The following is a 23,016-nucleotide window of genomic DNA, read 5'->3' as shown; positions in this document are numbered from 1 at the left end:
GAAAACCGCGTTAGAATCGGGATTCACCGCCGCTCGCCCTGGATGCCGACGATGCGCCGCTCCCTGCCCTGCCTGCTCCTGTTGCTGCTGCCACTCGCCGCCGCCCACGCGTCCAACGTGCTGGCGGAGAAGCCGCACACCGACTGCACCTACGGCGACGCGGCCGATGCCGACAGCACGCCGACGCGTGCGCCGGCGACACATGCGCCATCCTCCACCAAGCCGGCCTCGACCACCACCGGCGGCGGTAGCGACAGCGACCTGGTGCCGCGCATGCGCATGCCGAAGTGGCACAGCTTCCTGCCGGGGATGTTCCGCTGATTCCACGCTGGCTGCGCGGGCTGTGGTCCAAGCCTGCTGCCATCGATGACGCCACCTGGCACGCCGTGCGCCGCGACTGTGCCTGGGTCGCCGCCCTGGATGCGCCGCGCGAGCAGCGCCTGCGTGCGTTGGCCAGCGAGTTCCTGCACCGCAAGACCATCTCGCCGCTCGGCGGCCTGCAGCTGAATGCCCGACAGTGCGGCCTGCTCGCCGCACTGTGCTGCCTGCCGCTGCTGGAATACGGCGTCGGCGGCATGAGCGGCTGGTCGCAACTGCTGGTCTACCCGGACGCGTTCCGCGTGCAGCGCAGCCATGTCGACGCCGCCGGCGTTTTGCACGAGTGGGAAGACGAACTGATTGGCGAATCCTGGGACAGCGGCCCGTTGATCCTGTCCTGGGCCGACGTGCAGGCCGACTTGGACGATCCGCGTGCCGGCTACTGCGTGGCGGTGCACGAGATGGCGCACAAGCTCGACGTCCTCGACGGCGCCCTGGACGGCACACCGCTGCTGCCGCGTGCATGGCAGCGAGCATGGGCAACCGATTTCCAGCGCAGCTACGACGCCTTCTGCGCGCGCGTGGATCGCGGCCGCGCCAGCGAGATCGATGCCTACGCCGCCGAGGCGCCGGAGGAGTTCTTCGCCGTGGTCAGCGAATACCACTTCTCCGCGCCAGAGCGGCTGCAGCGCGAAATGCCCGAAGTGGCCGCGCATTTGGCTCGGTTTTACGGGCCGTCGCCGTTCGCTGCGGCCTGAACCGCGCACGCCTCTGGCGACACTGTGTCAGCGACATGGTCTCCGCCGCAATGGACGCGCGATGAAGCATCGCGATACGGCAAGCAGAGCGCGGAAAGCGTCGGGACTGAAGTCCCTCCCACAGTGCACTCTTCGCACAATCGGCGCACGCCTGTAGGAACGACTTTGGGCACCTCTATGCGGCGCCTCGGCGTGATACATCGTCGCGATTGCAGGAGCGGCTTCAGCCGCGATGGGCGTTACCGAGAGTGCTCGTCGCGGCTGAAGCCGCTCCTACAATTGCCTTTCGTCGCTGTTGGAGTTGCCCTGAAGCCGCGACGAACGACGTTGGGAACGTCGCCAGTTCGGAACGGGACGGCTAAGCACCTGCCGTGCGTGCACAGGCTTGGCGCACGTCCCTTGCGAGAGCGGACTCCAGTCACCTGGACGCTTCCACTCATCACAGCGCATGACGCGGCGATCCGAAGCAAGGGTCTCAGACCAACTTCAAATCCCGCGCATGCGCCTGCGGGAACACCTTCTGCAGTTGCGTCGGCGACAGGCCCCACATGCGGCCGAGCAGGCCGGCGAACATGTCGCGGTAGTTGGTCAGCACCGGGTAGTCGCGGTCCTGGAACAGCTTGTCCTTGCTCACCGCCACCTGCTCGCCGGCGATGCGGCCGCCGTTGACCCCGCCGCCCAGCACCCAGTACGTGGTGCCGTGGCCGTGGTCGGTGCCCTTGTCGCCATTCTCGCGGAAGGTGCGGCCGAACTCGGACAGCACCACCACCACGGTGTTGCGCCACTCCGGCCCCAGTGCCTCGGCATAGGCCGACAGCCCTTCAGAGAGATTGGCCAGGTTGTTGGCCAGCGCGCCGTCGGTGCTGCCCTGGTTGACGTGCGTGTCCCAGCCGCCGACATCGACGAAGCCGAGCCGGTAGCGCTCGCGCATCAGCGTGGCGATGCGGCGGGTCTCGTCGGCGAAGGTGCGCGCGCTGGCGGCGCCACGGTTGGCCTGCTGCATCTCGTCGCGCAAGGCCTGCGAGACCTGCTGGCGCAGCGCCAGACCGTCGTGCGCGGCGCTGGCCAACTGGGTGCCGTGGTACATGCCGGCGAGAATGTCGGCCTGGCGCTGGTCGAAGGCCGGGGTCGGATTGCGCTTGAGCGAGAGATTGGGAATGTCGCCACCGCCCTGGAAGCTCAGCGGCAGCGAATCGGTGAAGGCGATCGATGGGGTGCCGGTGGCCACCTGCGACAGCCGCGCCAGGAAGCCGGTGCGATAGTCGCTGCGCTGCCCGGCCGGCTGCCCGGCCTCGATGCTGTCCTGGGTCTCGAAGTGGCTGCGCGACAGGTCGTCGGTGCCGGCGAAGGGCACGAACGCCAGCTGCTTGTCGCTCCACAACGGCATCAGCGTCTCGCGCAGCCGCGGGTTCAGGCCCCACTGCGTGTCCAGCGCAATGGCGCTGTTGGGATTGGCCGGATCCGGCTTGGCGATCGCCAGGCTCGGCCGCGAGGCGTAGTAGAAATCGCTGGCGTACGGCACCAGCAGGTTGTTGCAGTCGTAGCCGCCGCGCAGGAACACCACCAGCAGACGCGGCGACGGCGCAGGCGCAGCGAACAGGCGCCCGGCGAACGGCAGGCTGGCCGCGGCAGCGGCGGATGCGAGCAGGAAGCGGCGACGGTGCATGACGGATCTCCGTGCGGCAAAGGCCGCGGTCAGCGGTAATTGAAGTCGGGGGACGCCAGCAGGTAGCCGTTCCACTCCTGCTGCGAGCGCGCCTGCGCCAGCGCCTGGCGCGTGGTGTCGCTCAGTTGCGGCTCGATCGCGTGGTAATACAGCGGCGTGCTCAGTTGCGGGAAGCCGCCGCGCTGTTGTCCGTCGACGGTGAACAGCTGGGTGTTGCCGTTGCCGATCGCACGCGCGATCTCGAAGCGCTGCGCCATCTGCCCGGAGCTGTTCCAGGCACTGGACTGCAGCGACCAGCCATCGGGGGTGATCCGCCCGAAGCTCGGCTCGCCCATCTGGTTCAACCAGCCCAGCAGCGGCTGCGGATTGACGATGGTCTGTCCGTCGTAGGCCAGGCGCAGCGCCGAGACCAGGAACCGGTACGGATCCTTGAACTTGTGCGGCGCGCCGGATGCCATCTCCGGGGCAGTGAACATCACCTGCAACACTGCGGCAATGTCGCCATCGCTGCGCTGGAAGGTGCGCGCCATCTTCTCCACCAGCGCCGGCGGCGGATCGTCGGCGACGAAGTATTCGGCCAACTGCCGCGAGATGAAGTGCGCGCATGCCGGCTGGCGCACGATCAGTTGCACCGCGCGCTCGACCTCGTCGAAGCCGCCGCCGGCGATGCGCTGGCCGAGCAGGGTCTTGTCGCCAGGCTCGTGCCGTGCCGGATTGAACTCGAATGCGCCGCGGCGCACATACTGCCCCTGCAATGCCGGCGGCAGCTTCGGCGGCCCGTCGCGGTCGACCGGTGCGATGCCGACGCCGGTGAGGATCAGCGCCAGTTGCTGCACGTCCTTCTGCGTGTAGCCGGCATCGACCCCGAGGGTATGCAGCTCCATCAGTTCGCGCGCGTAGTTCTCGTTGACCTTGCCCTTGGCGTTCTGCGCGTTGTCCAGGTACTCCAGCATCGCCGGGCTCTCCAGCGTCGCCATCACCAGGTCGGAGAACTTGCCCAGCGCGTGCGGGCGGATCGCATTGTCGGCGTAGTCGGCCACGGTCCAGTGCAGGCGGCCCTTGTCGGCAAACACGCTGAAATGGTTGAGCCAGAACCACACCATCTGCTCGCGCAGTTGATCTGGCGCATAGATGGACCGCAGCAGTTGCGCCTGGCGCGCCTGGTTGAGCAGCAGATCGCCGCGCTGCTGCGCGGCCTTCTTCGCGGCGACCTTGGCATCGCCGTCCGGCATTGCCTTGATCGCCTGCTGCGCGGCGGCCTGCTGCTTGAGCAATTCCTGCACCGGCGTATGCAACGCCGCGTAGCCGTCCAGCTGCGCGCGCACCGGCGCCGGCAGGGCGGCATCGCCCGTATCGGCCTGCAGTTGCTCGCGCAGGAAGCGCTTGCGGCCATCGCGCTCGAACTGCGCCACGCTGGCGCTGTCCAGGCCGAGGGTCATCGACTGCAGCCAGCGTGCGTCGTCGCGCTTGATCACCTTGTCGGTGGCGGCGATGGCGCCAACGGTGAACAGCACCAGCAGCAACGACAACAACAGTCGCTGGGTGTTGCGCAACACACGCCGGCCGCGCACGCGCAGACGCGTTGCTGCAGGACGATGCCGGGATGCGGACATGCGGGGCTCCTGGACGAAAAGCGGCGTGAAGACCGGCGCAGTATCGCCAGCTGGGCGCCGGTCGCGTTAAGCCACTGTCGGAAACCTCCCGGTCATTTGCACGGGATTCACCTGCTGCTGCGGCGCAGCGGCGCCAGCGGCGGCTCGATCCGTGCAGGTAGCCGCTGGCGTGGCGGGATGCCGGTCCCAGACCGGCGCAGGAGCGCTGCTGGGCTCAGAGCCCCGGCGGCAGGGTGACCAGGAAACGCGCCCCGCCCAGTTCCTCGGAGCGGCTCACCTGCAGCTCGCCGCGGTAGCCCTTGACCAAGTCCTGCACGATCGCCAGGCCGATGCCGTGGCCGTGCACGCGCTCGTCGCCGCGCACGCCGCGCTGCAGGATATGGGCGACCTCGTCCGGCGCGATGCCGGGGCCGTCGTCCTCCACCGAGATGATAAGGCCTGCGCGGCGGCTGCCGGCGGCCGGTTCCGGGCGCACGCTCAACAGCACCCGCCGGCGCGCCCACTTGAAGGCGTTCTCCAGCAGGTTGCCGAGCAGTTCCTGCAGGTCGCCGGGTTCGCCGTGGAAGCGCGCGCTCGGCTCGATGTCGAACTCGCACAGCACGCCCTTGGCCGCGTAGACCTTCTCCAGGCCGCGCACGATCTCCTCGGCGTTGGGCTCGATCGGCAACGGCGCGGCGAACAGTTTGTGGCCGCTGGAGGCGGCGCGGGCCAGCTGGTAAGACACCAGGTTGTTCATGCGCCGCAGCTGCACGTCCAGTTCCTCGCGCAGCTCCGGTCCCTGCGCGCCGCTGTCGAGCTGGGTGCGCAGCACCGCCAGCGGCGTCTTCAGGCTGTGCGCCAGGTCGGCCAGGGTATTGCGCTGGCGATCCAGGTTCTCGCGCTCGCTCTCGATGAAGGCGTTGATGCTGTCGGTCAGCGGCTCCAGCTCGCGCGGATGGCGATCGCCCATGCGCATGGCTTCGCCGCGCTGCACCTTGGTCAGTTCGTTGATCACCCGGCGCAGCGGGCGCAGGCTCCATTGCAGGATGAAGGCCTGCAGCACCAGCAGGATCAGGCCGGCGCCGCCGAGGTTGAACCACACCCGGCCGCGGAACACGCGCAGCTGCGCGCCCAGCGCGCGGGTGTCCTCCATGATGTAGATGGTGACCGGGGTTTCCTTGTCGCGGCGCACGTAGGCAAGGCCGATGCCGTAGCGGTAGACCTCGCCCTCGCTGCCGTCGATCTGAGTCATCGGCCAGGGCCCGTCGAAGGTTTCCTGGCGCGGTTCGAGCATGCCACCGCGCGGCGGCAGCGGGCCCTCGCTGGACATCGAGATCCAACGCTCGTTGGGCATCACGATCTGCGCGTACAGGCCGCTGCCGGGCCGGTCGAAATGCGGGTCCGGCGGCGGCTTGTCGTTGTTGATGTACAGCGAACCGTCGCGGGCGACGTCGATGTTGTTGGCGTAGGCGGTGGCGTAGCTCTTCAGGCGCTCGCGCAGGTTGCTCAGCGCGGTGTCGGCGAACGCCTGATCCAGCGCGTAACCGGCGGCGGCCAGGAACGCCAGCAGACTGAGGCTGGCGGCAAGCAGCTGGCGCGCCTGCAGCGAACGCGGGCGCCAGCGCTTGTACCACCTGGGTCGTGCCGCCACGCGCTCGCTTCCTCGGTGTGCTCGCCGGCGCCTGCGATCAGCCTTCGGTGCGCGGAATCGCGAACCGGTAGCCGCGGCCGCGCACGGTCTCGATCGGCTTCAACTCGCCATCCGGGTCCAGCTTCTTGCGCAGGCGGCCGATGAACACTTCCAGCACGTTGGAGTCGCGGTCGAAATCCTGCTGGTAGATGTGCTCGGTCAGGTCAGCCTTGGAGACCAGTTCGCCGGCATGCATCATCAGGTACTCGAGCACCTTGTACTCGTAGCTGGTCAGGTCGACGTTGCTGCCGCTGACGCTGACGGTCTGCGCCGCCAGATCCAGCGCGACCGGACCGCATTCCAGGGTCGGCTTGCTCCAGCCGGCGGCGCGGCGCAGCAGCGCGTTGACGCGCGCCAGCAGCTCTTCGACGTGGAACGGCTTGACCAAGTAGTCGTCGGCGCCCTGCTTGAGGCCTTCGACCTTGTCCTGCCAGCTGGAACGCGCGGTGAGGATCAGCACCGGAAACTTCTTGCCTTCGTCGCGCAGCGCCTTGATCAGCTCCATGCCCGACATCTTCGGCAGGCCGAGATCGATGATGCCAACGTCGAAGGGCACTTCGCGGCCCATGTACAGGCCTTCCTCGCCGTCCTGCGCCGCATCCACCGCAAAGCCTTCGCGCTTCAGGCGAGCGGCCAGGGTCTCTCGCAGCGGAGCTTCGTCTTCGACCAGAAGGATACGCATGAACTCTCCCTAGTAACTTACAGGTGGCCGGTGGCCGGGGCGGTGTGTGGAACCTGAACCGAACTATCCGGACTCACGGGTGATCGTCGCGTGGTGGCTCTGGAGGCTCGCCCGACCGCGGCGCCCGCGGCGGTGCCGCACGGCCAGGCTGCGGATCGTCCATGTAGCGTACCCGCCCACGGCCGTCCATGTACTTGACGCGGTTGATATCGCGTCCGTCGAACGGCACGCGCTCGGCGCCCAGGATCTGCCCGCCGGTGGAACGCTGCACCCGGCGCACCGCGTCGGACAGCGAGCTGCCGGCATAGTCGCGATTGCGGCCCGCGTCGCGCTCTGGCGGCGCCATCGCGCCCGGCATGGGCGGCTGCTGCGCACGGCCATGCCCAGCCGCGACCGACGCCAGCGCGAGCGCGAATACGGCGGCAAAGCGGTAGTGGCGGGAAGCGGGAGAAGTCACGACGGGCATCCTAACGGACTGATCGGAAACGTTCAAAACTTGTGAAGCGCGACACCTCGTGGAAACGAAGACGACCTCGAGAAATCGAGGCAAATTCTTGATTTTTCGGGGTGAATCCGGTCTGAACTTTTCCGGACGCCACGGGCGACATTCAGTCAAATGAACCTGTGGAGAGCCGATGCAAGGGCCGCGCCAGTGGCCTGGAGAGGCCTTTCGGCAGGTGCTTCGCAGCGTCTCTTGACGGCTAGAGACTAGCGCCCAGATCCTGAACGGCTTCCCTGAACGATGTGGCGGAATCGGGAGACAGATCCGTCGCCGATCAAGCCAATACCCCCAAGCGCGCTCGTCAGGAAGCGCTATCCAGCCGACTAAGACCAGAGCACGGCGCCCCGCTAGTTTCCGACTGAACCCGCCGGATCACGCGGCCGCGCGCGCCGCCCCGTCGGTGACCGCCAGCGCCCGCTCCAGCAGCGCCCAGTCCGCGCCCGGCCGGTGCGCGCCTTCGCTGAGCACCTGGCGGAAGGCACGACCGCCGGGCTGACCGTGGAACAAGCCGAGCAAGTGGCGGGTGATGTGCTTGAGCGCCAGGCCCTCGGCCAGGCGCGCCTCCACGTAGGGCCGCAGAGCGCGCAGCAATTCGGCGCGCGGACGCAGCGCAGCGCCGGTCAGGGCCGCATCCAGCCGATGCAGGACGTAGGGGTCGTGGTAGGCGGCGCGGCCCAGCATCACCCCATCCACCGACTGCAACTGCGCCTGCGCCGTCTCCACCGCGGCCAGGCCGCCGTTGAGCACCACCTGCAGTTGCGGCCGCTCGCGCTTGAGCCGGTGCGCCCAGTCGTAGCGCAGCGGCGGCACCTCGCGGTTCTCCTTCGGCGACAGCCCCTGCAGCCAGGCGTTGCGCGCATGCACCACGAACAGCCCGCAGCCGGCGGCGGCGACCTGGTCGACGAAGGCCAGGAACACCGCGTAGTCGTCGTCCTGGTCCACGCCCAGCCGGCACTTCACGGTCACCGGGATGTCGACGGCCTCGACCATCGCCGCCACGCACTCGGCGACCACCGCCGGCTCGCGCATCAGGCAGGCACCGAAGCGTCCGGCCTGGACCCGGTCGGACGGGCAGCCGCAATTGAGGTTGACCTCGTCGTAGCCCCAGTCCTGGCCGATCCGCGCCGCCTGCGCCAGCAGCGCCGGCTCGCTGCCGCCGAGCTGCAGCGCCAGCGGATGCTCGGCCGCATCGAAATCCAGCAGCCGCGCGCGATCGCCCAGCACCACCGCATTGGCGTGCACCATCTCGGTGTACAGCCGCGCCGACGGCGCCAGCAGCCGGTGGAACACCCGGCAATGGCGGTCGGTCCAGTCCATCATCGGGGCCACGGACAGGCGGATTTCGTGAGTGTTCGGCGTATGCATGCGCTGGTGGGGTTGGCGGCGCGTTCACGGCCGCCGCATCGATAACAAGGGCCATTATCCCGCAATGCGGCGCCGGTGGCGTTCAGGTCAGGCGGACATTCGCCCGCAGCCAGCCCGCGGCATCCTGCAGTCGGGCACCGACCATGTGGTTGAAGGTCCGCTCGACCTCCCATGAAACACCCTTGCCCTGGGCGAACGCTGCGCGGTACTTCTTGATCATGTTCGCAGGATCCTGCGCCAGTTCCTGCATCAACTGCGGGACGCTCCAGACCGACAGGTCGACATGTAGCCCGAGCGCGCGCTCCAGGATGCCCGGCAGTTCGCCGTAACGAATCGTGTCGCCAGCGAGGTAGACGATCGCGTTGCGAATCAACGGCGAATGGAACACGATGCGCGCGGTCATCGCGCCGATATCGTCCGGGGTGGTCAAGGTGACGCGATTGTCTGCGGACCCCAGCGCATGGATTCGCTTTGCCGCGAAATCGACCACACCGAAATCGGGTTCGAACAGGTAGCTGGTGAACATCCCGGTGGAAATGATCACCCAGTCCACCGCCGACTGCGACCGCAAATACTCCCGCACATCCAGTTGAGCGTCGAACAGATCCTGCGGTCCACCGCGACCGATGGCGTCGAAGTCCACGCCGAATTGCCAGGGGAAGTAGCGCGAAATCCCCGATGCGACTGCGGCACGGGCGACCTTCATCGGCGTGTCGCGGCCAGCGGCATATCCGGTACAGCCGATGACGGTGTCGAACCGGGAGAACATGGCGGCCAGTTCGTCCACGGAGGCAGCGACCAGATCGCCGGCGATGGTCTCGACGCCAAGCGCGCGGATTTCTTCCACCACCGCGCGTTTTTCGGGTCGTTGGGCGTCGATGGACGCTTGGCGCAGCATGACGCTGACGCGTGTTCCGAGGTGCTGTCCGGCGAGTTGGGCGAGGTTGCGAATGACCGGCAAGCCAAGCTCGCCGGCGCCAAGGACAAGAATGGACCTGGAGGGTGCACTGTGCTGTTGGGAGGACATCGGATGACCACGTGTGTGTACGATGGCGCCGATTCTGCCTCCCGTGCAGACAGCGCATAAGAAGGCACACGCATGATACCGATCGCTCCAGTCATGAGTTCCGAGGCACTGCTGCAACATTCGCAGTCGATATGCGATGGCATGAGCGCAGACGACGACGGCTTGCGGCGCGAGGTGCTGTCGCATGCGGGCAATCGCTGGTCGCTCGGCATCATTCACGCGCTTGGCGTTTACGGAACGCTGCGTCATGCCGATGTGGCGCGCCGAATGCGGGGAATCACGCAGCGCATGCTGACGCGAACCCTTCGTCACCTGGAGCGGGACGGATTGATCAGCAGGCACGATTTCGGAGAGGTCCCGCCCCGCGTGGAGTACACCATCACGCCCCTGGGCAAGGACCTGCTCATCCTGATGATTCCCATGTGGACCTGGGTCGTCGAGCGGGCCGAAGACTTCCATACGTGTCGCCAAGCGTTCGATGCGGCGCACGCGGACAACGGAGCTGCTCACACGTCAGCCGGGAAAGACGTAGCGTAGCGCTGACGTTGTGCGCACGGTCATTACCGTTGGTGTGTGCACTCTGACGCTCGTACTCGCCGCATTGGCGGCGCGTGCCACGGCAACAGCGCGGGAGCACGCCGCCGCCAGGGATCAGCGTCCACGTGCGCGGATCGGCGTGCCTCAGCCGATCTGACCCAGGGTGTTGATGCCGAACTGCAGCAAGATCAGGTTGGGGATTTGACGACGTTGTTGGCGGGGACGCCCGGGCATGGGCGAAGATCACCAGCACGCTGGCCGGCGGCGGCCCGCCGAGGCTGGCCAGTACCGCGGCCACGTCACAGCTTCCATCGGTGGCACTGGGCCGGGCGCACGTCGGACCGGAAAGCGACGGGGCGCGCAGACAGTGCGCCGGCCCATCAAGCGCGAAGCCGGCCCCGGCCGGGAATCGTGCGCTCTCCTGTGCGACCTGGCGCCTCCGCGAAAAGGCGGCCGCACGATGGCCGTTCTTGGGTCGCGCCGGCTACCTGCGCAGATAGAGCGTCTTGCCGCCGAAGTCGATCACCGCACCGGCGTTGGTCAGGAAATCCGCGCCCAGCATTCCGCCGTTGGCCTCGCCGTCCGGACGTGGCTGGCTCGCATAGGCGTAGACATCCTCGATGGCGGCATCGCTCACCGGTTTGGACGACCACGTGCCGATCCCCACGACGACCGGCTGCTTGGTGCGATAGCGGTGGAGCTGTGCACCTTTCGGACCGTACATCTCCCCGGCGACCGCGCCCTTTTTCACGCCGGCCTGGTGCGCGAACGCCTCGTCGACGACGACATTGCCGACCGTGCTGACGACCATCGCGCGCTCTACCCGCCCATGCGTCGCTCTGACGACGTAGCGGTTCGCCTTCTCGTCGAACTGCATGGGCAGCGCCACATAGCCGACACCAAGCAAGCGCGTGCGCAAGTTGGAGGTCTGCGTCGCATCCGGGCTGACCAGGATGCGCTTGCCGGGATAGTCCAGGACCACGCGGTTCGCGCGGAGCCAGCCGATGCCGAGCATGCCCACGTCGGCGTCGGGTTCCGGCGTCTCGAAGACCGACACCGGCACGTTCGTCACGGTGGCGCCGCCGATCGTAAGCCGATCCAGAACGCCCTCGTCGCGTCCGAGCGTGCTGACCTTGCCGGGCGACTCGATGCCGAACGCGCCCTGATGACGCAGGTCGCTGACGCCGACCTGGCTGGCGATGCGATGGATCACCTGCACATACAGCGACGCGTTCGCGTGCACCATCATCTTGCTGGGGTGACCGTTCAACTGCACCTCGATGATCGGGCGTGTGGCTTCGCCGATCGTCGCGGTGGAAAAGGGCACCGTCGCGGAGGTGGACGCACCCGGACCCGGCGGGCCGACCGGATCGGCAGACACGGCACCTGCAGCAAGTGCGAGCCCGAGCAGCGAGGCGCGCAACGACGAACGGAACGGCGGGATTCTGGACATCCAGGCTGACCTTGGCGAAGCAATGGCGGGGGCAACGCAGCGCATCGGCACGCCGTGCCATGTCTGCGTCGGAGAACGCGCCAGAGTCTATCGGGGAAACATGGCCAGCAAGCAGCGACGCAGTCGCCGCGACGGACCGCACGCACCTGCGCAGCCACGCACCTCCCCACGGCGAGACGGCAGGAAACGCTGCGCCCCCTCGCCGCATGCCCCGGCCGGCGCTCGCCACCACGCGGCGAGTGTGCAACGCCCTTGACCGCCCGCCGCATCCGGCCTATCGTGCGCTCGCCGAAGGTATTCATCGCTTCATTCGGATGAAGGGATGAATTTAAACGGGAATCCGGTGACGGCCGGCGCCGCAAGCGCCTGCCCATTCCGGAGCTGCCCCGCAGCGGTGAATGGAAACGACCTCCGTCAATGGCACTGGGCCGGCGCATGCCGGCCTGGGAAGCGACGGACAGTAGGTGCGCAGCCGGCACGGTGCGCGTGTCCATCAGCCCGAATACCGGCCCCGGCCGGAGGACCGTGCGTCCTCCGATTCGACCTGGCGCCTCCGCGGGGAGGCGGCCGGACCGCGACCCGGCCGTGCGCCGCGCCGCGCCGTCCGCCTGCCCGCGCGGTACCGGTTCGCCCGCGGGGGCGAAGGTCGCTGGCGTGGCGGGCGGTCCGTGCGAACGGGACGCGCGGCGCGCGGTTCCTTCGTTCCTCAATGCCCTTGAACGCAATGAGGAAACGCAACATGACGATCGTGACCAACCTGGGCTTCCCGCGCATCGGTGCGCGGCGCGAGCTCAAGCAGGCGCTGGAACGCTACTGGCGCCGCGACATCGACGGCGCGCAACTGCAGGACACCGCACGCGACCTGCGCCTGCGCCACTGGCAACTGCAACGCGAGGCCGGGGTGGACGTGCCGCCCAGCAACGACTTCAGCCTGTACGACGCGATGCTCGACACCGCGTTCCTGTTCGATGCGATCCCGCAGCGCTACCGCGCGCTGGCCGATGCCGATCCGTTGGCCGGCTACTTCGCGATGGCACGCGGCACGCAGGAACACGGCCTGGACCTGCACGCGCTGGAAATGACCAAGTGGTTCGACACCAACTACCACTACCTGGTGCCGGAGCTGGCGCGGCGCCAGCACTTCCGCCTGCGCGGCGACAAGCCGGTGGTGGAGTTCCTGGAAGCCAAGGCGCAAGGCATCCAGACCCGGCCGGTGCTGATCGGGCCGGTGACGTTCCTGGCGCTGTCCAAGACCGTGGACGGCAGCGACCGCTGGGCACTGCTGGAGAGCCTGCTGCCGGTGTACGCCGAACTGCTGCAGCGCCTGCATGCCGCCGGCGCCGGCTGGGTGCAGCTCGACGAACCGGCGCTGGTGCTGGACCTGGACGACGCCGCACGCGCCGCCTATCGCCGCGCCTATGACGTCCTGGCGCAGGCGCCACGGCCGAAGCTGCTGCTGACCAGCTACTTCGGTGAGCTGGGCGACAACCTGGAACTGGCGATGGCGCTGCCGGTGGACGGCGTGCACGTGGACCTGGTGCGCGGCGTGGCGCAACTGGACGCGGTGCTGCAGGCGCTGCCGGCCGGGCGCGTGCTCTCGGCCGGCCTGGTCAACGGCCGCAATGTGTGGCGCACGCCGCTGGACAACGCGCTGACCCTGGCCCGCTACGCCGCCGGCCATGTCGGCCGCGAGCGGCTGTGGCTGGCACCGTCGTGCTCGCTGCTGCACGTGCCGGTGGATCTGCAGCAGGAGACCAAGCTGGACCGCGAACTGGTCGGCTGGCTGGCCTTCGCCAGGCAGAAGCTGCAGGAACTGCGCACCCTGGCCGACGCGCTGGACGACCAGCCGCAGGCGCAGGTCGCACTGGCCGAAGCGCGCGATGCGCTGGCCAGCCGCCGCGCCTCGGCGCGCGTGCACCGCGCCGAGGTGGCGCGGCGGGTCGACGCGCTGACCGACGACGCCGGCCGCCGGCAGTCGCCGTACGCGCAGCGCCACCAGGCGCAGCAGGCGGCGCTGCGGCTGCCGCTGTATCCGACCACCACGATCGGCTCGTTCCCGCAGACCGAACAGGTGCGGCAGGCGCGTGCGCAGCACAAGGCCGGCAAGCTCGACGATGCCGCGTACGACGCGTTCCTGGCGGCCGAAACCGAGCGCTGCGTGCGCGCGCAGGAGCAACTGGGCCTGGACGTGCTGGTGCACGGCGAGTTCGAGCGCAACGACATGGTCGAGTACTTCGGCGAGCAACTCGACGGCTTCGCCTTCACCCGGCACGGCTGGGTGCAGAGCTACGGCTCGCGTTGCGTGAAGCCGCCGATCATCTACGGCGACGTGCGGCGCCCGGCGCCGATGACGCTGCGCTGGACCCAGTACGCGCAGTCGCTGACCGAGCGGCCGATGAAGGGCATGCTGACCGGGCCGGTGACGGTGCTGCAGTGGTCGTTCGTGCGCGACGACCAGGAGCGCGCGCAGACCTGCCGGCAGATCGCGCTGGCGCTGCGCGACGAGGTGCGCGACCTGGAGGCGGCCGGCATCGGCGTGATCCAGATCGACGAGCCGGCGATCCGCGAAGGCCTGCCGCTGCGCCGCGCCGACTGGCAGGCGTACCTGGACTGGGCGGTGCAGAGCTTCCGCATCGCCGCGGCCGGCGTGCGCGATGCCACGCAGATCCACACCCACATGTGCTACTCGGAGTTCAACGACATCATCGAGGCGGTGGCGGCGATGGACGCGGACGTGATCTCGATCGAGACCTCGCGCTCGCGCATGGAACTGCTCGATGCCTTCGTGCGCTTCCGTTACCCGAACGCGATCGGGCCGGGCGTATACGACATCCACTCGCCGCGCGTGCCGAGCACGCAGGAGATGGTGGCGTTGCTGGAGAAGGCGCGTGCGGTGCTGGATCCGCAGCAATTGTGGGTCAACCCGGATTGCGGGCTGAAGACTCGCGGCTGGGCGGAAACCCGCAATGCGCTGCAGGCGATGGTAGCGGCGGCGCGGCAACTGCGTGCACAACCGGCACAGGCGGCGTAATCAGCCGCTTGCGCACACGATGCCCGGCATGAACAACGCCGGGCATCGTGTTGCAAGACGGCGATGCAGGCTCGCCCGCAGCACGGGCACCCTTCGCCATGCCTGCGGGCGACATGGGCGGGATGCGTTGACCCGCTACACCAGCCGGCGCCACGCCGCGTCCGCTGCGGCATGGGAGGACCAGCATGGCTGCCGCACACGCCGTGCGTGGCGACCAGGTCTACTGGGCAGCCGGTGCCGTCGCCACTGGCGCAACACCTGCCGGAAACACCACGCTCAGCACGTGCTCGCGGCGATCGCGCCACAGCTTCACCGGCACCGGAACATCCGCAGCCGCCGCAGCGACCAGCCGCGGCACGTCCTCGAAGCCGACGACCGGTTGGCCGGCGATCTCCAGCAGCACGTCCATCGGCTTGATGCCGGCACGGGCGGCGATGCCATCGAACACCTCCACCACCCACGCCCCGCGCGGCGAAGGCAGGCCGGCCGCCAGCACCAGTTCCGCCGTGACCGGCACGATGCGCACGCCCAGCAGCCTGGGCGCTGCAGGCGCTGCGGCGTGCGGCGCGGACACCGCCGGCGTGACCGGGGGCGCACCCGGTGCGACTTCGCTCGGCCGCCATGGCACCTCGGCGAACTTGGTGTTGAAGCCACCCATCAACTTTCGATAGTCGCGGCTGGCCTTGTCCGCTTCGCCTTGGGTATCGTACGCCGTACACGACGTGCCGTCCTCCGGCTGTCCATGCGCACCCACGACCTGCTTGAATGCCTCGGCATAGGCCTGGCTCTGGGTGTAGACCGCCATCGGATCGGCACCGCTCGGCATGGCGAAGACCTGGCTGGCGACGGTGCGCGCGCGGTCGCTGCGATCGGGAATATCCACCTGGGTGGCGTAGCAGTAGAAATAGCGCGTGCGCTGCGCCGGCGCTTGGGCGACGGCATCCTCCGGCGACGGAGTCCAGTCCACGTCGCGCCAACTGCCGGCCTTCATCAGGAACAGACGTTTATCCCATAGCGCGCGCTGCTGTTCGCGCAACGCCTGGACGTCCTCGCGTCCGGCAGCGAGCGCGCATTCCTTGTTCCCGGCACCGCCGAGGGTGCCCACGTGGCGCAGAAACGCACCCGCCAGCGCGTTGCTGCGCTGCAGTTGGCTGCCGACGTCGGCAGGATAGGACAGCGCGAACACCGGCGAGACCCAGATCTTGGCCGGCACGCTGCCGGTATCGGTCACGCTGCAGAAGGCGAATCCGGACTGGCTCGGCGCGGGCGATTGCGCGCGGGCCACTACCGGCGCCAGGCCGGTGAAGAACACGACAGCGAGATACACCGCATTGCGCAGCATCTGCAATCCCCCTAGACACTCTGCATTGCCATCGGCGCCGCGGCGCCGCCCCGCTGTGCACACTATCCCATCTCCGTGCTGGCCGCAGCCCGCAGTGGCCTGAAGTGCTGCAGCGCAGAGTGGAACTGTCATCGCAGCGGGGTATAACGCACGCACGTCGTAGCGAGGGGGCGCTGCATCCGCTGTCCAGGCGGCCGGCCGCGATGGCCTTGCCTGTTCGGCTTCCGCTGTTCAAGGAGAGAGCCGTCATGTCCACGCTGCCGACATTGTCCCTGCTGTCCACGCTACTGTTGTCGCCGCTGCTCGCACACGCAGCCGAACTGATTCCCAAACAACTGGCCGGACCGCCGGAGGAATTTGCGCAGATGCGCGCGCCCGCTCCGGCGGAAGCAGCGATCCTGTCAAAGAGTGCGCTTTTGCCGGTTGAGTTCTCCGCCGCGCGCAGCAGTGGCCCGGCGCAGTGGCACACCACCCTGCCGGTGGAGAATGGCAAGCTGCGCTTCGTGGTGCTGTCCGGCGACCACGATTGGCAGCCGCGCCTGAGCGCACCGGCCACCGCCAGCGCACGCATGGGTACCGCCGCCGCGACGCCGCTGCTCGCGCCCAGCGCCAAGGCCACCCAACTGGGCGCCGGCGGCGCCGCGCTGCCGGCGCGCGAGTACCGTGTGGACACAGCCGCCAACGGCGAGTGGACCCTGACCTTGCAGGCCGACGGCAGCAGCGCGGCGCAGCGCGGCTATGTGCTGATGGAGGGCGACCCGCGCACGCAACTGGCGTCCTACCCCAGCGACCGCGCGCAACTGCAGCGCGGCCAGCGTATCGGCCTGACCGCCCTGCTCGGCGGCATCGATGCGCAGGGTGGCGTGTCGCTGGCGCGCAGCGCTGGCAGCGGCCGCATCGACACAGCCCAGCTGCGGGTGATCGCGCCGGACGGCTCCGTCAGCCAATGGCCGATGGCCGACGACGGCCGCCATGGCGACGGCGCCGCGGGCGATGGCGTGTATGCCGGCGACTTCCCGGCCACCGCCACCGGCACCTATATCGCACAGGTGGTGGTGCACGGCCACGACGCCGGCGGCCAGGCCTTCGTGCGCACCAGCGAGCACGTGCTGCCGGTGCTGGACACCACCTTGCGCATCACCACCGATGCCATCGCCGCCAGCGCCCAGCCCGGCACCCGCCTGACCCTGCCGATCCCGGTGCGCATCGGTGGCGGCCAGGCGCCGGCGCACTACCGCGTGCTCGGCGAACTGTGGGGCACCGGCCGCGACGGCGGCGCGGTGCCGGTGGCCTGGCTCGGCGGCATGCTCGCGCCGAAGGACGGACGCCTGCCGCTGAGCGTGGACGAACGCTGGATCGTCCGCGCCGGCGCGCGCGCGCCGTTCACCCTGCGCAACCTGCGCGTGGAGGATCCGGACAACTTCATGCCGCTGGCCACGCGCGCGGCATTGCCGCTGACCCTGCCGGCACTGCGCCGCAGCAGCGTAGCCCGCAACACCGGCGCGATCGACGAGAGCATGCGCATGGGCGAGCGACCGGCGCAGCTGAGCGCCGCCTCCACCGACATGCAGGCGCAGGCCACCGGCAAGCGCCTGGTGCTGGTGCACGGCTACTGCTCGGGCGGGGTGTGGCCGGTGGCGCAGTTCACCAATGCGTCCGCGTTCCTGGACGTCAACCAGAACCGCAGCAACGACCAGTTCGCGCAGCGCCTGGCGCAGTTCGGCAGCCAGTGGAACTCGTTCGGCACGGTGGCGCACAGCCAGGGCGGCATGGCCGCGCTGCATCTGTACGTGTACTACTGGAGCGGCCTGGACAACGCCAGCGGCGGGCGGGTGATGCAGTCGGTGGGGACGCCTTACCAGGGCACCAACCTGGCCGGCATCCTGGCCACGGTGGGCTCGTGGTTCGGCGTGGGCTGCGGCACCAACAACGACCTGACCTACGACGGCGCCAAGGCCTGGCTGGCCGGCATCCCCAACTCGGCGCGAGCGCTGGTGAACTACTACACCACCTCCTTCGCCAAGACCAACTGGTACACCAACGACTACTGCAATGCGGCCTCGGACCTGGTGCTGAGCGACCCGGAGGACGGCACCGTGGAGCAGGTCAACGGCCAGTTGCCGGGCGGCGTCAACCGCGGCCACACCACCGGCCAGTGCCACACCACCGGCATGCGCGATCCGGCGCAGTACCTGGACGCCAACCGCAACGCGACGATGAACGCCAACGCGGCGCGTTGAGGGGCCGGGATTAGAGAATCGGGATTGGGGATTGGTAAAGCGCTGCCCGGGCATGTCAGCCTGGTGCAGCGCCGATCTTTCCCCAGTGCCGAAGCCGCCGCTGGTGCAATTCGCTCGGAGTGCGGTTTTTGTAGGAGCGGCTTCAGCCGCGACGGGCTTTATCGGGAATGCCGTCGCGGCTGAAGCCGCTGCTACGATCGTGCGGGGAACACGTTAACGCGTCGCGTCTGCCACAGACTCGCCGCTCTGTGCGTCGGCACCGCCGCCGAGCACCTTGTACAGGGTGACGCGGTTGCCGGCCTCGGTCAGCCGCAGCGTGATCAGGTCCTGCTGCGCCGAGTACAGCGAACGCTGTGAGTCCAGCGCATCCAGATAGCTGTCCACGCCATTGCGATAGCGGGCCTCGGCCAGGTCATAACTGCGCTGGGTGACCGCGACCAGGGCGCGTTGCGCATCCATGCGTTCGTCCAGTTGCGCGCGCGTGGCCAGCGCATCGGCCACTTCGCTGAAGGCGCTCTGGATGGCCTTCTCGTAGGTGGCGACGTTGACGTCGCGGGTGATGCGGGCCACGTCCAGTTCGGCCTTGAGCGCACCGGCGCGGAAGATCGGCACGCTGATGCTGGGCACGAACGACCAGGTGCGGTTGCCGGCATCGAACAGGCTGGACAGGGCGCTGCTGCTGCGCCCACTGGAGGCGGTCAGCGAGATGGTCGGGAAGAACGCCGCGCGGGCCGCGCCGATGTCGGCGTTGGCCGATTTCAGCGTGTGCTCGGCGTAGAGCACGTCCGGGCGCTGCAACAACACGCGCGATTCCAGCGGCGCCGGCAGCGACGCCAGCGCCACGCCGCCTTCCAGCGCGTCGGCCTGCGGCAGGGCATCGGCCGCCACCGGTGCGCCAACCACCAGGTCCAGGGCATTACGCGCAGTGGCCAGTTGCGTGATGTAGCTGGCCACGTCGGCACGTGCGCTCTCCACGCTGGTCTGCACCTGCGCCAGGTCCAGCCAGGAGGCGATGCCTTCGCGATGCCGCGCCTCGGTCAGTGCCAGGGTCCGCCGCTGGCTGTCCAGGGTCTGCTGTGCCAGCGTCAGGCGCTGCTGGTCGGCGGCGACGGTCAGCCAATCCGCGGCGACCTCGGCGACCAGGCTCAAGCGCGTACTGCGCTGGGTCTGCGCGGTGGCCAGGTAGGTTTCCAGGGCTTCGTCCTCGAGGCTGCGGATGCGCCCGAACAGGTCCAGTTCCCAACTGCTGATGCCGACGTCGGCCGTGTACGTGCGCGCCACCTCGGCGCGTCCGCTGAGGCTGGTGGACGCACTGCTGCGCGCGGCGCTCTGGCTGCCGCTCAGGCTCACCGACGGGAACAGGTCGGCACGCTGGATGCGGTATTGCGCGCGCGCCTTGTCGATGTTGAGCACGGCCACGCGCAGGTCGCGGTTGTTGTCCAGCGCCTGCGCGATCACCTGCTGCAGGCGCGGATCGAGGAACACCTGGCGCCAGTCCAGGGTCGCGATGCTGGCGCCGTCGCCAGCGTCGCCGCTGCCGCTGTCGGCGAAGGTCGCCGGCACCGGCGCGTCGGGACGCGCGTAGCTCGGCGCCAGGCTCGCGCAGCCGGCGAGCAGGCCGGCGCAGGCCAGCGCCAGCGCCGAGCGGGTCAGGCTCACGGGGGTCATGGGTTCTCCTCCTGCAGCTGCGCCGGTTCCGGTTCGACGCGCTTGCCGGGGAACAGGCTGCGCACGATCACGTAGAACAGCGGTACGAAGAAGATGCCAAGTGCGGTCGAGACCAGCGTTCCGCCCAGCACGCCCGTGCCCAGCGCGTGGCGGCCGCCGGAGCCGGCGCCGCTGCTGACCACCATCGGCAGCACGCCGAGCATGAACGCCAGCGAGGTCATCAGGATCGGGCGCAGGCGCAGGCGCGCGGCATGCAGGGTCGCTTCGAGCAGCGGCTTGCCCTTCTCTTCCAGTTCCTTGGCGAACTCCACGATCAGGATGCCGTTCTTGGCCGCCAGGCCCATCGTCGCCAGCAGGCCGACCTGAAAGTAGATGTCGTTGGACAACCCGCGCAGCCAAGTCGCCAGCAATGCGCCGACGATGCCCACCGGCACCGCCAGCATCACCGAGATCGGGATCGACCAGCTCTCGTACAGCGCGGCCAGGCACAGGAAGACGAACACCAGCGACACCGCGTACAGCATCCAGGTCTGCGCGCCGGCGGCCTGCTCCTGGTAGGACATGCCCGACCAGGCGTAGCCGACATCCTTGCCGATCTTGCCTACCAGCGCGGCAATGCCATTCATCGCCTCGCCGGAACTGATGCCGCTAGCGGCACTGCCGGTGATCTCCATCGACTCCACGCCGTTGAAGCGGCTCAGCACCTGCGGCGCATACGCCCACTGGCTGCTGGAGAAGGCCGAGAACGGCACCATCTCCGTGCTGCTGTTGCGCACGTACCAGCGGCCGATGTCGGCGGGCAGCATCCGGGCGGCCGGCTCGCCCTGCACATAGACGCGCTTGACCCGGTTGTTGTTGAGGAAGTCGTTGACGTAGCTGCCGCCCATCACCGTGGCCAGCGTGGCATTGATGTCCGAAGCGCTCAGGCCGAGTGCGCCGGCCTTGGCATCGTCGATCTGCACGCGGTAGGTCGGTGCGTCTTCCAATCCGTTGAAGCGCACCGCGCTCAGGTCCTTGTCGGCGTTGGCCAGCTGCAGCAGTTGCTGGCGGGCGGTGACCAGCGCGTCGTGGCCCTTGCCGGCCACGTCCTGCAGCTCCAGGGTGAAGCCGGACGTGGTGCCCAGGCCGTTGATCGCCGGCGGCGACAGCGCGAACACCTGCGCATCCGGCAGCGTGCCCATCATCGCGCCGGTGATGCGGCTGGCGATCTCCTGCGCGGACGCGTCGCGCTCGGCCCAATCCTTGAGCTTGATGAAGCCCATGCCCGAGTTCTGGCTGCTGCCGGCCAAGCTGAAACCGGTGATGGTCATCATCCCGGCCACCTCCGGCTGCTTGAGGATGAAGTCGGACGCCTGGTCGATCGACTGCTGGGTGCGTTGCTGGGTTGCGCCGGACGGCGTGGTGAACATCACCATCAGCATGCCCTGGTCCTCGTCGGGCAGGAACGAACTGGGCAGGCGCCAGAACAGCAGCGCCATCACCGCGAGCAACGCCAGATAGACCAGGCCGCCAAGCTTGCGGTGGCCGATCAGCTTGCCCACGCCGCGGCCGTAGCCGTCGGCGCCCCGATCGAAGCGGGCGTTGAACCAGCCGAAGAAGCGTCCGAGCGGGCCCTTGCGCGACACGTGCCCGCCTTGCGCGATCGGCTCGAGCAGGCTGGCACACAGCGCCGGGCTCAGGGTCAACGCCACCAGCAGCGACAGCAGCATCGCCGCGGCGATGGTCACCGAGAACTGCCGATAGATCTCGCCGGTGGCGCCGCCGAAGAACGCCATCGGCAGGAACACCGCGGTCAACACCAGGGCGATGCCGACCAGGGCGCCGGAGATCTGCCCCATCGAGGTATAGGTCGCCTGCCGCGGCGACATGCCGTCCTCGCTCATCAGGCGCTCGACGTTCTCCACCACCACGATGGCGTCGTCGACCAGCAAGCCGATCGCCAGCACCATCGCGAACATGGTCAACGTGTTGATCGAATAGCCGAGCAAGGCCAGCACGCCGAACGTGCCCAGCAGCACCACCGGCACCGCGATCACCGGCACCAGCGTGGCGCGCCAGTTCTGCAGGAACAGGTACATCACCAGCACCACCAGCACGATCGCCTCGAGCAGGGTCTTGACCACGTCCTCGATGGAAATGCGCACGAACGGCGTGGTGTCGTAGGCGATCTCGTACTTCAGCCCGGTGGGGAAATACGGCTTGAGTTGCTCGAGCTTGGCTTCCACCGCCTTGGCCGCATCCAGCGCGTTGGCGCCAGTCGCCAGTTCCAGGCCCATGCCGGAGGCGGCCTTGCCGTTGTACTTGGAACTGGACGCGTAGGACTTGGAGCCCAGCTCGACCCGCGCCACGTCGCGCAGGTACACGGTGGCGCCGCCGGGCTGCGACTTCAGCACGATCGCCTCGAACTGTGCCGGGGTCCTGAGCTTGCTGCGCGAGGTGACCGTGGCGTTGAGCTGCTGGCCCTGCACTGCCGGCAACGCGCCCAGCGCACCGGAGGAGACGTCGGCGTTCTGCGCCGAGATCGCACTGCTCACGTCCGACGGCATCAGCGCGTAGGTGCGCAGTTTCTCCGGATCCAGCCACACCCGCATCGAGTACTCGGAGCCGAACACGTTGACGCCGCCGACGCCGTTGAGCCGGCTGATCGGGTCCTGCAACGTGGACACCATGTAGTCGCCGATGTCGGTGCTGTCCATGCTGCCGTCTTCGGAGGTGAAGGCCAGCACCATGAACATGCTGCTGCCCATGGACTTGGTGACGGTCACGCCATTGCTCTGAACCGCCTCCGGCAGCATCGCCTCGCCTTGCGAAACCTTGTTCTGCACCTGCACCTGGGCGGTGTCCGGGTCGGTGCCGGAGTCGAAGGTCAGGGTGATCGAGGCGGTGCCGGCGGAGCTGCTGCTGGAGGACATGTACAGCAGATGGTCCAGGCCGGTCATCTGCTGCTCGAGGATCTGCGTCACCGAGTTCTGCACGGTCTCCGCCGAGGCGCCGGTGTAGGTGGCGCTGACGTTGATCGACGGCGGGGCGATGTTGGGGTACTGCTCCAGCGGCAGCGACAGGATCGAGAGCGCGCCGGCCAGAGTGATCACGATCGCGATGACCCAGGCGAAGATGGGACGGTCGATGAAGAAACGGGCCATAG

Annotated in this window: 16 protein-coding genes and 1 riboswitch; of the genes, 5 read left to right on the top strand and 11 right to left on the bottom strand. The window is 68.5% G+C overall.

Annotation, left to right across the window (positions count from 1 at the left end; all coding sequences use genetic code 11):
* Nucleotides 1-42: 42 nt before the first annotated feature.
* Together GGR71_RS17825 and GGR71_RS17820 are read left to right on the top strand one after the other, a co-directional pair.
* Complete coding sequence (locus tag GGR71_RS17825; RefSeq protein WP_160958149.1) at nt 43-321, top strand: hypothetical protein; 279 nt, start codon at nt 43-45, stop codon at nt 319-321.
* On the top strand, nt 288-1,076 hold the full coding sequence (locus GGR71_RS17820) for a zinc-dependent peptidase (protein ID WP_160958152.1): 789 nt from the start codon (nt 288-290) through the stop codon (nt 1,074-1,076). The genes GGR71_RS17825 and GGR71_RS17820 overlap by 34 nt, the downstream gene beginning before the upstream one ends.
* Nucleotides 1,077-1,551: 475 nt before the next feature.
* Here GGR71_RS17820 and GGR71_RS17815 read toward each other — a convergent pair whose 3' ends face one another.
* From GGR71_RS17815 to GGR71_RS17785, 7 genes are all read right to left on the bottom strand, one after another.
* Nucleotides 1,552-2,742 (bottom strand): DUF1501 domain-containing protein, encoded by a 1,191-nt coding sequence (locus tag GGR71_RS17815; protein WP_160958155.1) that lies wholly within the window; start codon nt 2,740-2,742, stop codon nt 1,552-1,554.
* Between the two features lie 29 nt (nt 2,743-2,771).
* Entirely contained in the window at nt 2,772-4,355 is a 1,584-nt protein-coding gene (locus GGR71_RS17810; protein WP_160958157.1) for a DUF1800 domain-containing protein, read from the bottom strand.
* Nucleotides 4,356-4,569: 214 nt separating this feature from the next.
* Nucleotides 4,570-5,940 carry an ATP-binding protein gene (locus tag GGR71_RS17805; RefSeq protein ID WP_184452194.1) on the bottom strand — a complete coding sequence of 457 codons (1,371 nt, stop codon included), beginning with the start codon at nt 5,938-5,940 and terminating at the stop codon, nt 4,570-4,572.
* 82 nt (nt 5,941-6,022) lie between these two features.
* On the bottom strand, nt 6,023-6,706 hold the full coding sequence (locus GGR71_RS17800) for a response regulator transcription factor (RefSeq protein ID WP_003469280.1): 684 nt from the start codon (nt 6,704-6,706) through the stop codon (nt 6,023-6,025).
* 73 nt (nt 6,707-6,779) lie between these two features.
* Entirely contained in the window at nt 6,780-7,172 is a 393-nt protein-coding gene (locus tag GGR71_RS17795) for a hypothetical protein (protein ID WP_407137025.1), read from the bottom strand.
* 408 nt (nt 7,173-7,580) lie between these two features.
* Entirely contained in the window at nt 7,581-8,573 is a 993-nt protein-coding gene (dusA, locus tag GGR71_RS17790) for a tRNA dihydrouridine(20/20a) synthase DusA (protein WP_160958162.1), read from the bottom strand.
* 82 nt (nt 8,574-8,655) lie between these two features.
* Entirely contained in the window at nt 8,656-9,600 is a 945-nt protein-coding gene (locus tag GGR71_RS17785) for an aromatic alcohol reductase (RefSeq protein ID WP_160958165.1), read from the bottom strand.
* 93 nt (nt 9,601-9,693) lie between these two features.
* On the opposite strand from GGR71_RS17785, the gene GGR71_RS17780 reads away from it, so the two are divergent.
* Entirely contained in the window at nt 9,694-10,137 is a 444-nt protein-coding gene (locus GGR71_RS17780) for a winged helix-turn-helix transcriptional regulator (protein ID WP_184452176.1), read from the top strand.
* A gap of 484 nt (nt 10,138-10,621) precedes the next feature.
* Here GGR71_RS17780 and GGR71_RS17775 read toward each other — a convergent pair whose 3' ends face one another.
* Nucleotides 10,622-11,590 (bottom strand): pepsin/retropepsin-like aspartic protease family protein, encoded by a 969-nt coding sequence (locus GGR71_RS17775; protein WP_160958170.1) that lies wholly within the window; start codon nt 11,588-11,590, stop codon nt 10,622-10,624.
* A 274-nt stretch (nt 11,591-11,864) separates the two neighbouring features.
* A riboswitch (cobalamin riboswitch) is annotated at nt 11,865-12,118 on the top strand.
* Between the two features lie 211 nt (nt 12,119-12,329).
* Here GGR71_RS17775 and metE point away from each other — a divergent pair.
* On the top strand, nt 12,330-14,621 hold the full coding sequence (metE, locus tag GGR71_RS17770) for a 5-methyltetrahydropteroyltriglutamate--homocysteine S-methyltransferase (RefSeq protein WP_160958172.1): 2,292 nt from the start codon (nt 12,330-12,332) through the stop codon (nt 14,619-14,621).
* Between the two features lie 220 nt (nt 14,622-14,841).
* On the opposite strand, the gene GGR71_RS17765 is transcribed toward metE, so the two are convergent.
* Nucleotides 14,842-15,963: a PDZ domain-containing protein gene (locus GGR71_RS17765; protein ID WP_160958174.1), complete on the bottom strand. Its 1,122-nt coding sequence runs from the start codon at nt 15,961-15,963 to the stop codon at nt 14,842-14,844.
* Nucleotides 15,964-16,220: 257 nt separating this feature from the next.
* Here GGR71_RS17765 and GGR71_RS17760 point away from each other — a divergent pair, with 257 nt between their 5' ends.
* A complete protein-coding gene (locus GGR71_RS17760) occupies nt 16,221-18,203 on the top strand; it encodes a choice-of-anchor X domain-containing protein (RefSeq protein WP_160958398.1) in 1,983 nt (660 codons plus the stop codon).
* 213 nt (nt 18,204-18,416) lie between these two features.
* Here GGR71_RS17760 and GGR71_RS17755 read toward each other — a convergent pair whose 3' ends face one another.
* On the bottom strand, nt 18,417-19,871 hold the full coding sequence (locus GGR71_RS17755) for an efflux transporter outer membrane subunit (RefSeq protein WP_160958176.1): 1,455 nt from the start codon (nt 19,869-19,871) through the stop codon (nt 18,417-18,419).
* Nucleotides 19,868-23,014, bottom strand: coding sequence for an efflux RND transporter permease subunit (locus tag GGR71_RS17750; RefSeq protein ID WP_160958179.1), 3,147 nt, complete (start codon nt 23,012-23,014; stop codon nt 19,868-19,870). The genes GGR71_RS17755 and GGR71_RS17750 overlap by 4 nt, the downstream gene beginning before the upstream one ends.
* Between the last annotated feature and the right edge of the window lie 2 nt (nt 23,015-23,016).

It is taken from the genome of Xanthomonas sp. F1 (assembly GCF_014199855.1).
Note: the sequence above shows the minus strand (reverse complement) of the source record. Positions and strands in the feature narration are given on the sequence as shown.

Bases quoted from the DNA above. Each gene is read 5' to 3' on its own strand.
- GGR71_RS17825 (WP_160958149.1), top strand. From the start codon at position 43: ATGCCGACGATGCGCCGCTCCCTGCCCTGCCTGCTCCTGTTGCTGCTG.
- GGR71_RS17815 (WP_160958155.1), bottom strand. From the start codon at position 2,742: ATGCACCGTCGCCGCTTCCTGCTCGCATCCGCCGCTGCCGCGGCCAGC.
- GGR71_RS17810 (WP_160958157.1), bottom strand. From the start codon at position 4,355: ATGTCCGCATCCCGGCATCGTCCTGCAGCAACGCGTCTGCGCGTGCGC.
- GGR71_RS17800 (WP_003469280.1), bottom strand. From the start codon at position 6,706: ATGCGTATCCTTCTGGTCGAAGACGAAGCTCCGCTGCGAGAGACCCTG.
- GGR71_RS17795 (WP_407137025.1), bottom strand. From the start codon at position 7,172: ATGCCCGTCGTGACTTCTCCCGCTTCCCGCCACTACCGCTTTGCCGCC.
- dusA (WP_160958162.1), bottom strand. From the start codon at position 8,573: ATGCATACGCCGAACACTCACGAAATCCGCCTGTCCGTGGCCCCGATG.
- GGR71_RS17785 (WP_160958165.1), bottom strand. From the start codon at position 9,600: ATGTCCTCCCAACAGCACAGTGCACCCTCCAGGTCCATTCTTGTCCTT.
- GGR71_RS17780 (WP_184452176.1), top strand. From the start codon at position 9,694: ATGAGTTCCGAGGCACTGCTGCAACATTCGCAGTCGATATGCGATGGC.
- GGR71_RS17775 (WP_160958170.1), bottom strand. From the start codon at position 11,590: ATGTCCAGAATCCCGCCGTTCCGTTCGTCGTTGCGCGCCTCGCTGCTC.
- metE (WP_160958172.1), top strand. From the start codon at position 12,330: ATGACGATCGTGACCAACCTGGGCTTCCCGCGCATCGGTGCGCGGCGC.
- GGR71_RS17765 (WP_160958174.1), bottom strand. From the start codon at position 15,963: ATGCTGCGCAATGCGGTGTATCTCGCTGTCGTGTTCTTCACCGGCCTG.
- GGR71_RS17755 (WP_160958176.1), bottom strand. From the start codon at position 19,871: ATGACCCCCGTGAGCCTGACCCGCTCGGCGCTGGCGCTGGCCTGCGCC.
- GGR71_RS17750 (WP_160958179.1), bottom strand. From the start codon at position 23,014: ATGGCCCGTTTCTTCATCGACCGTCCCATCTTCGCCTGGGTCATCGCG.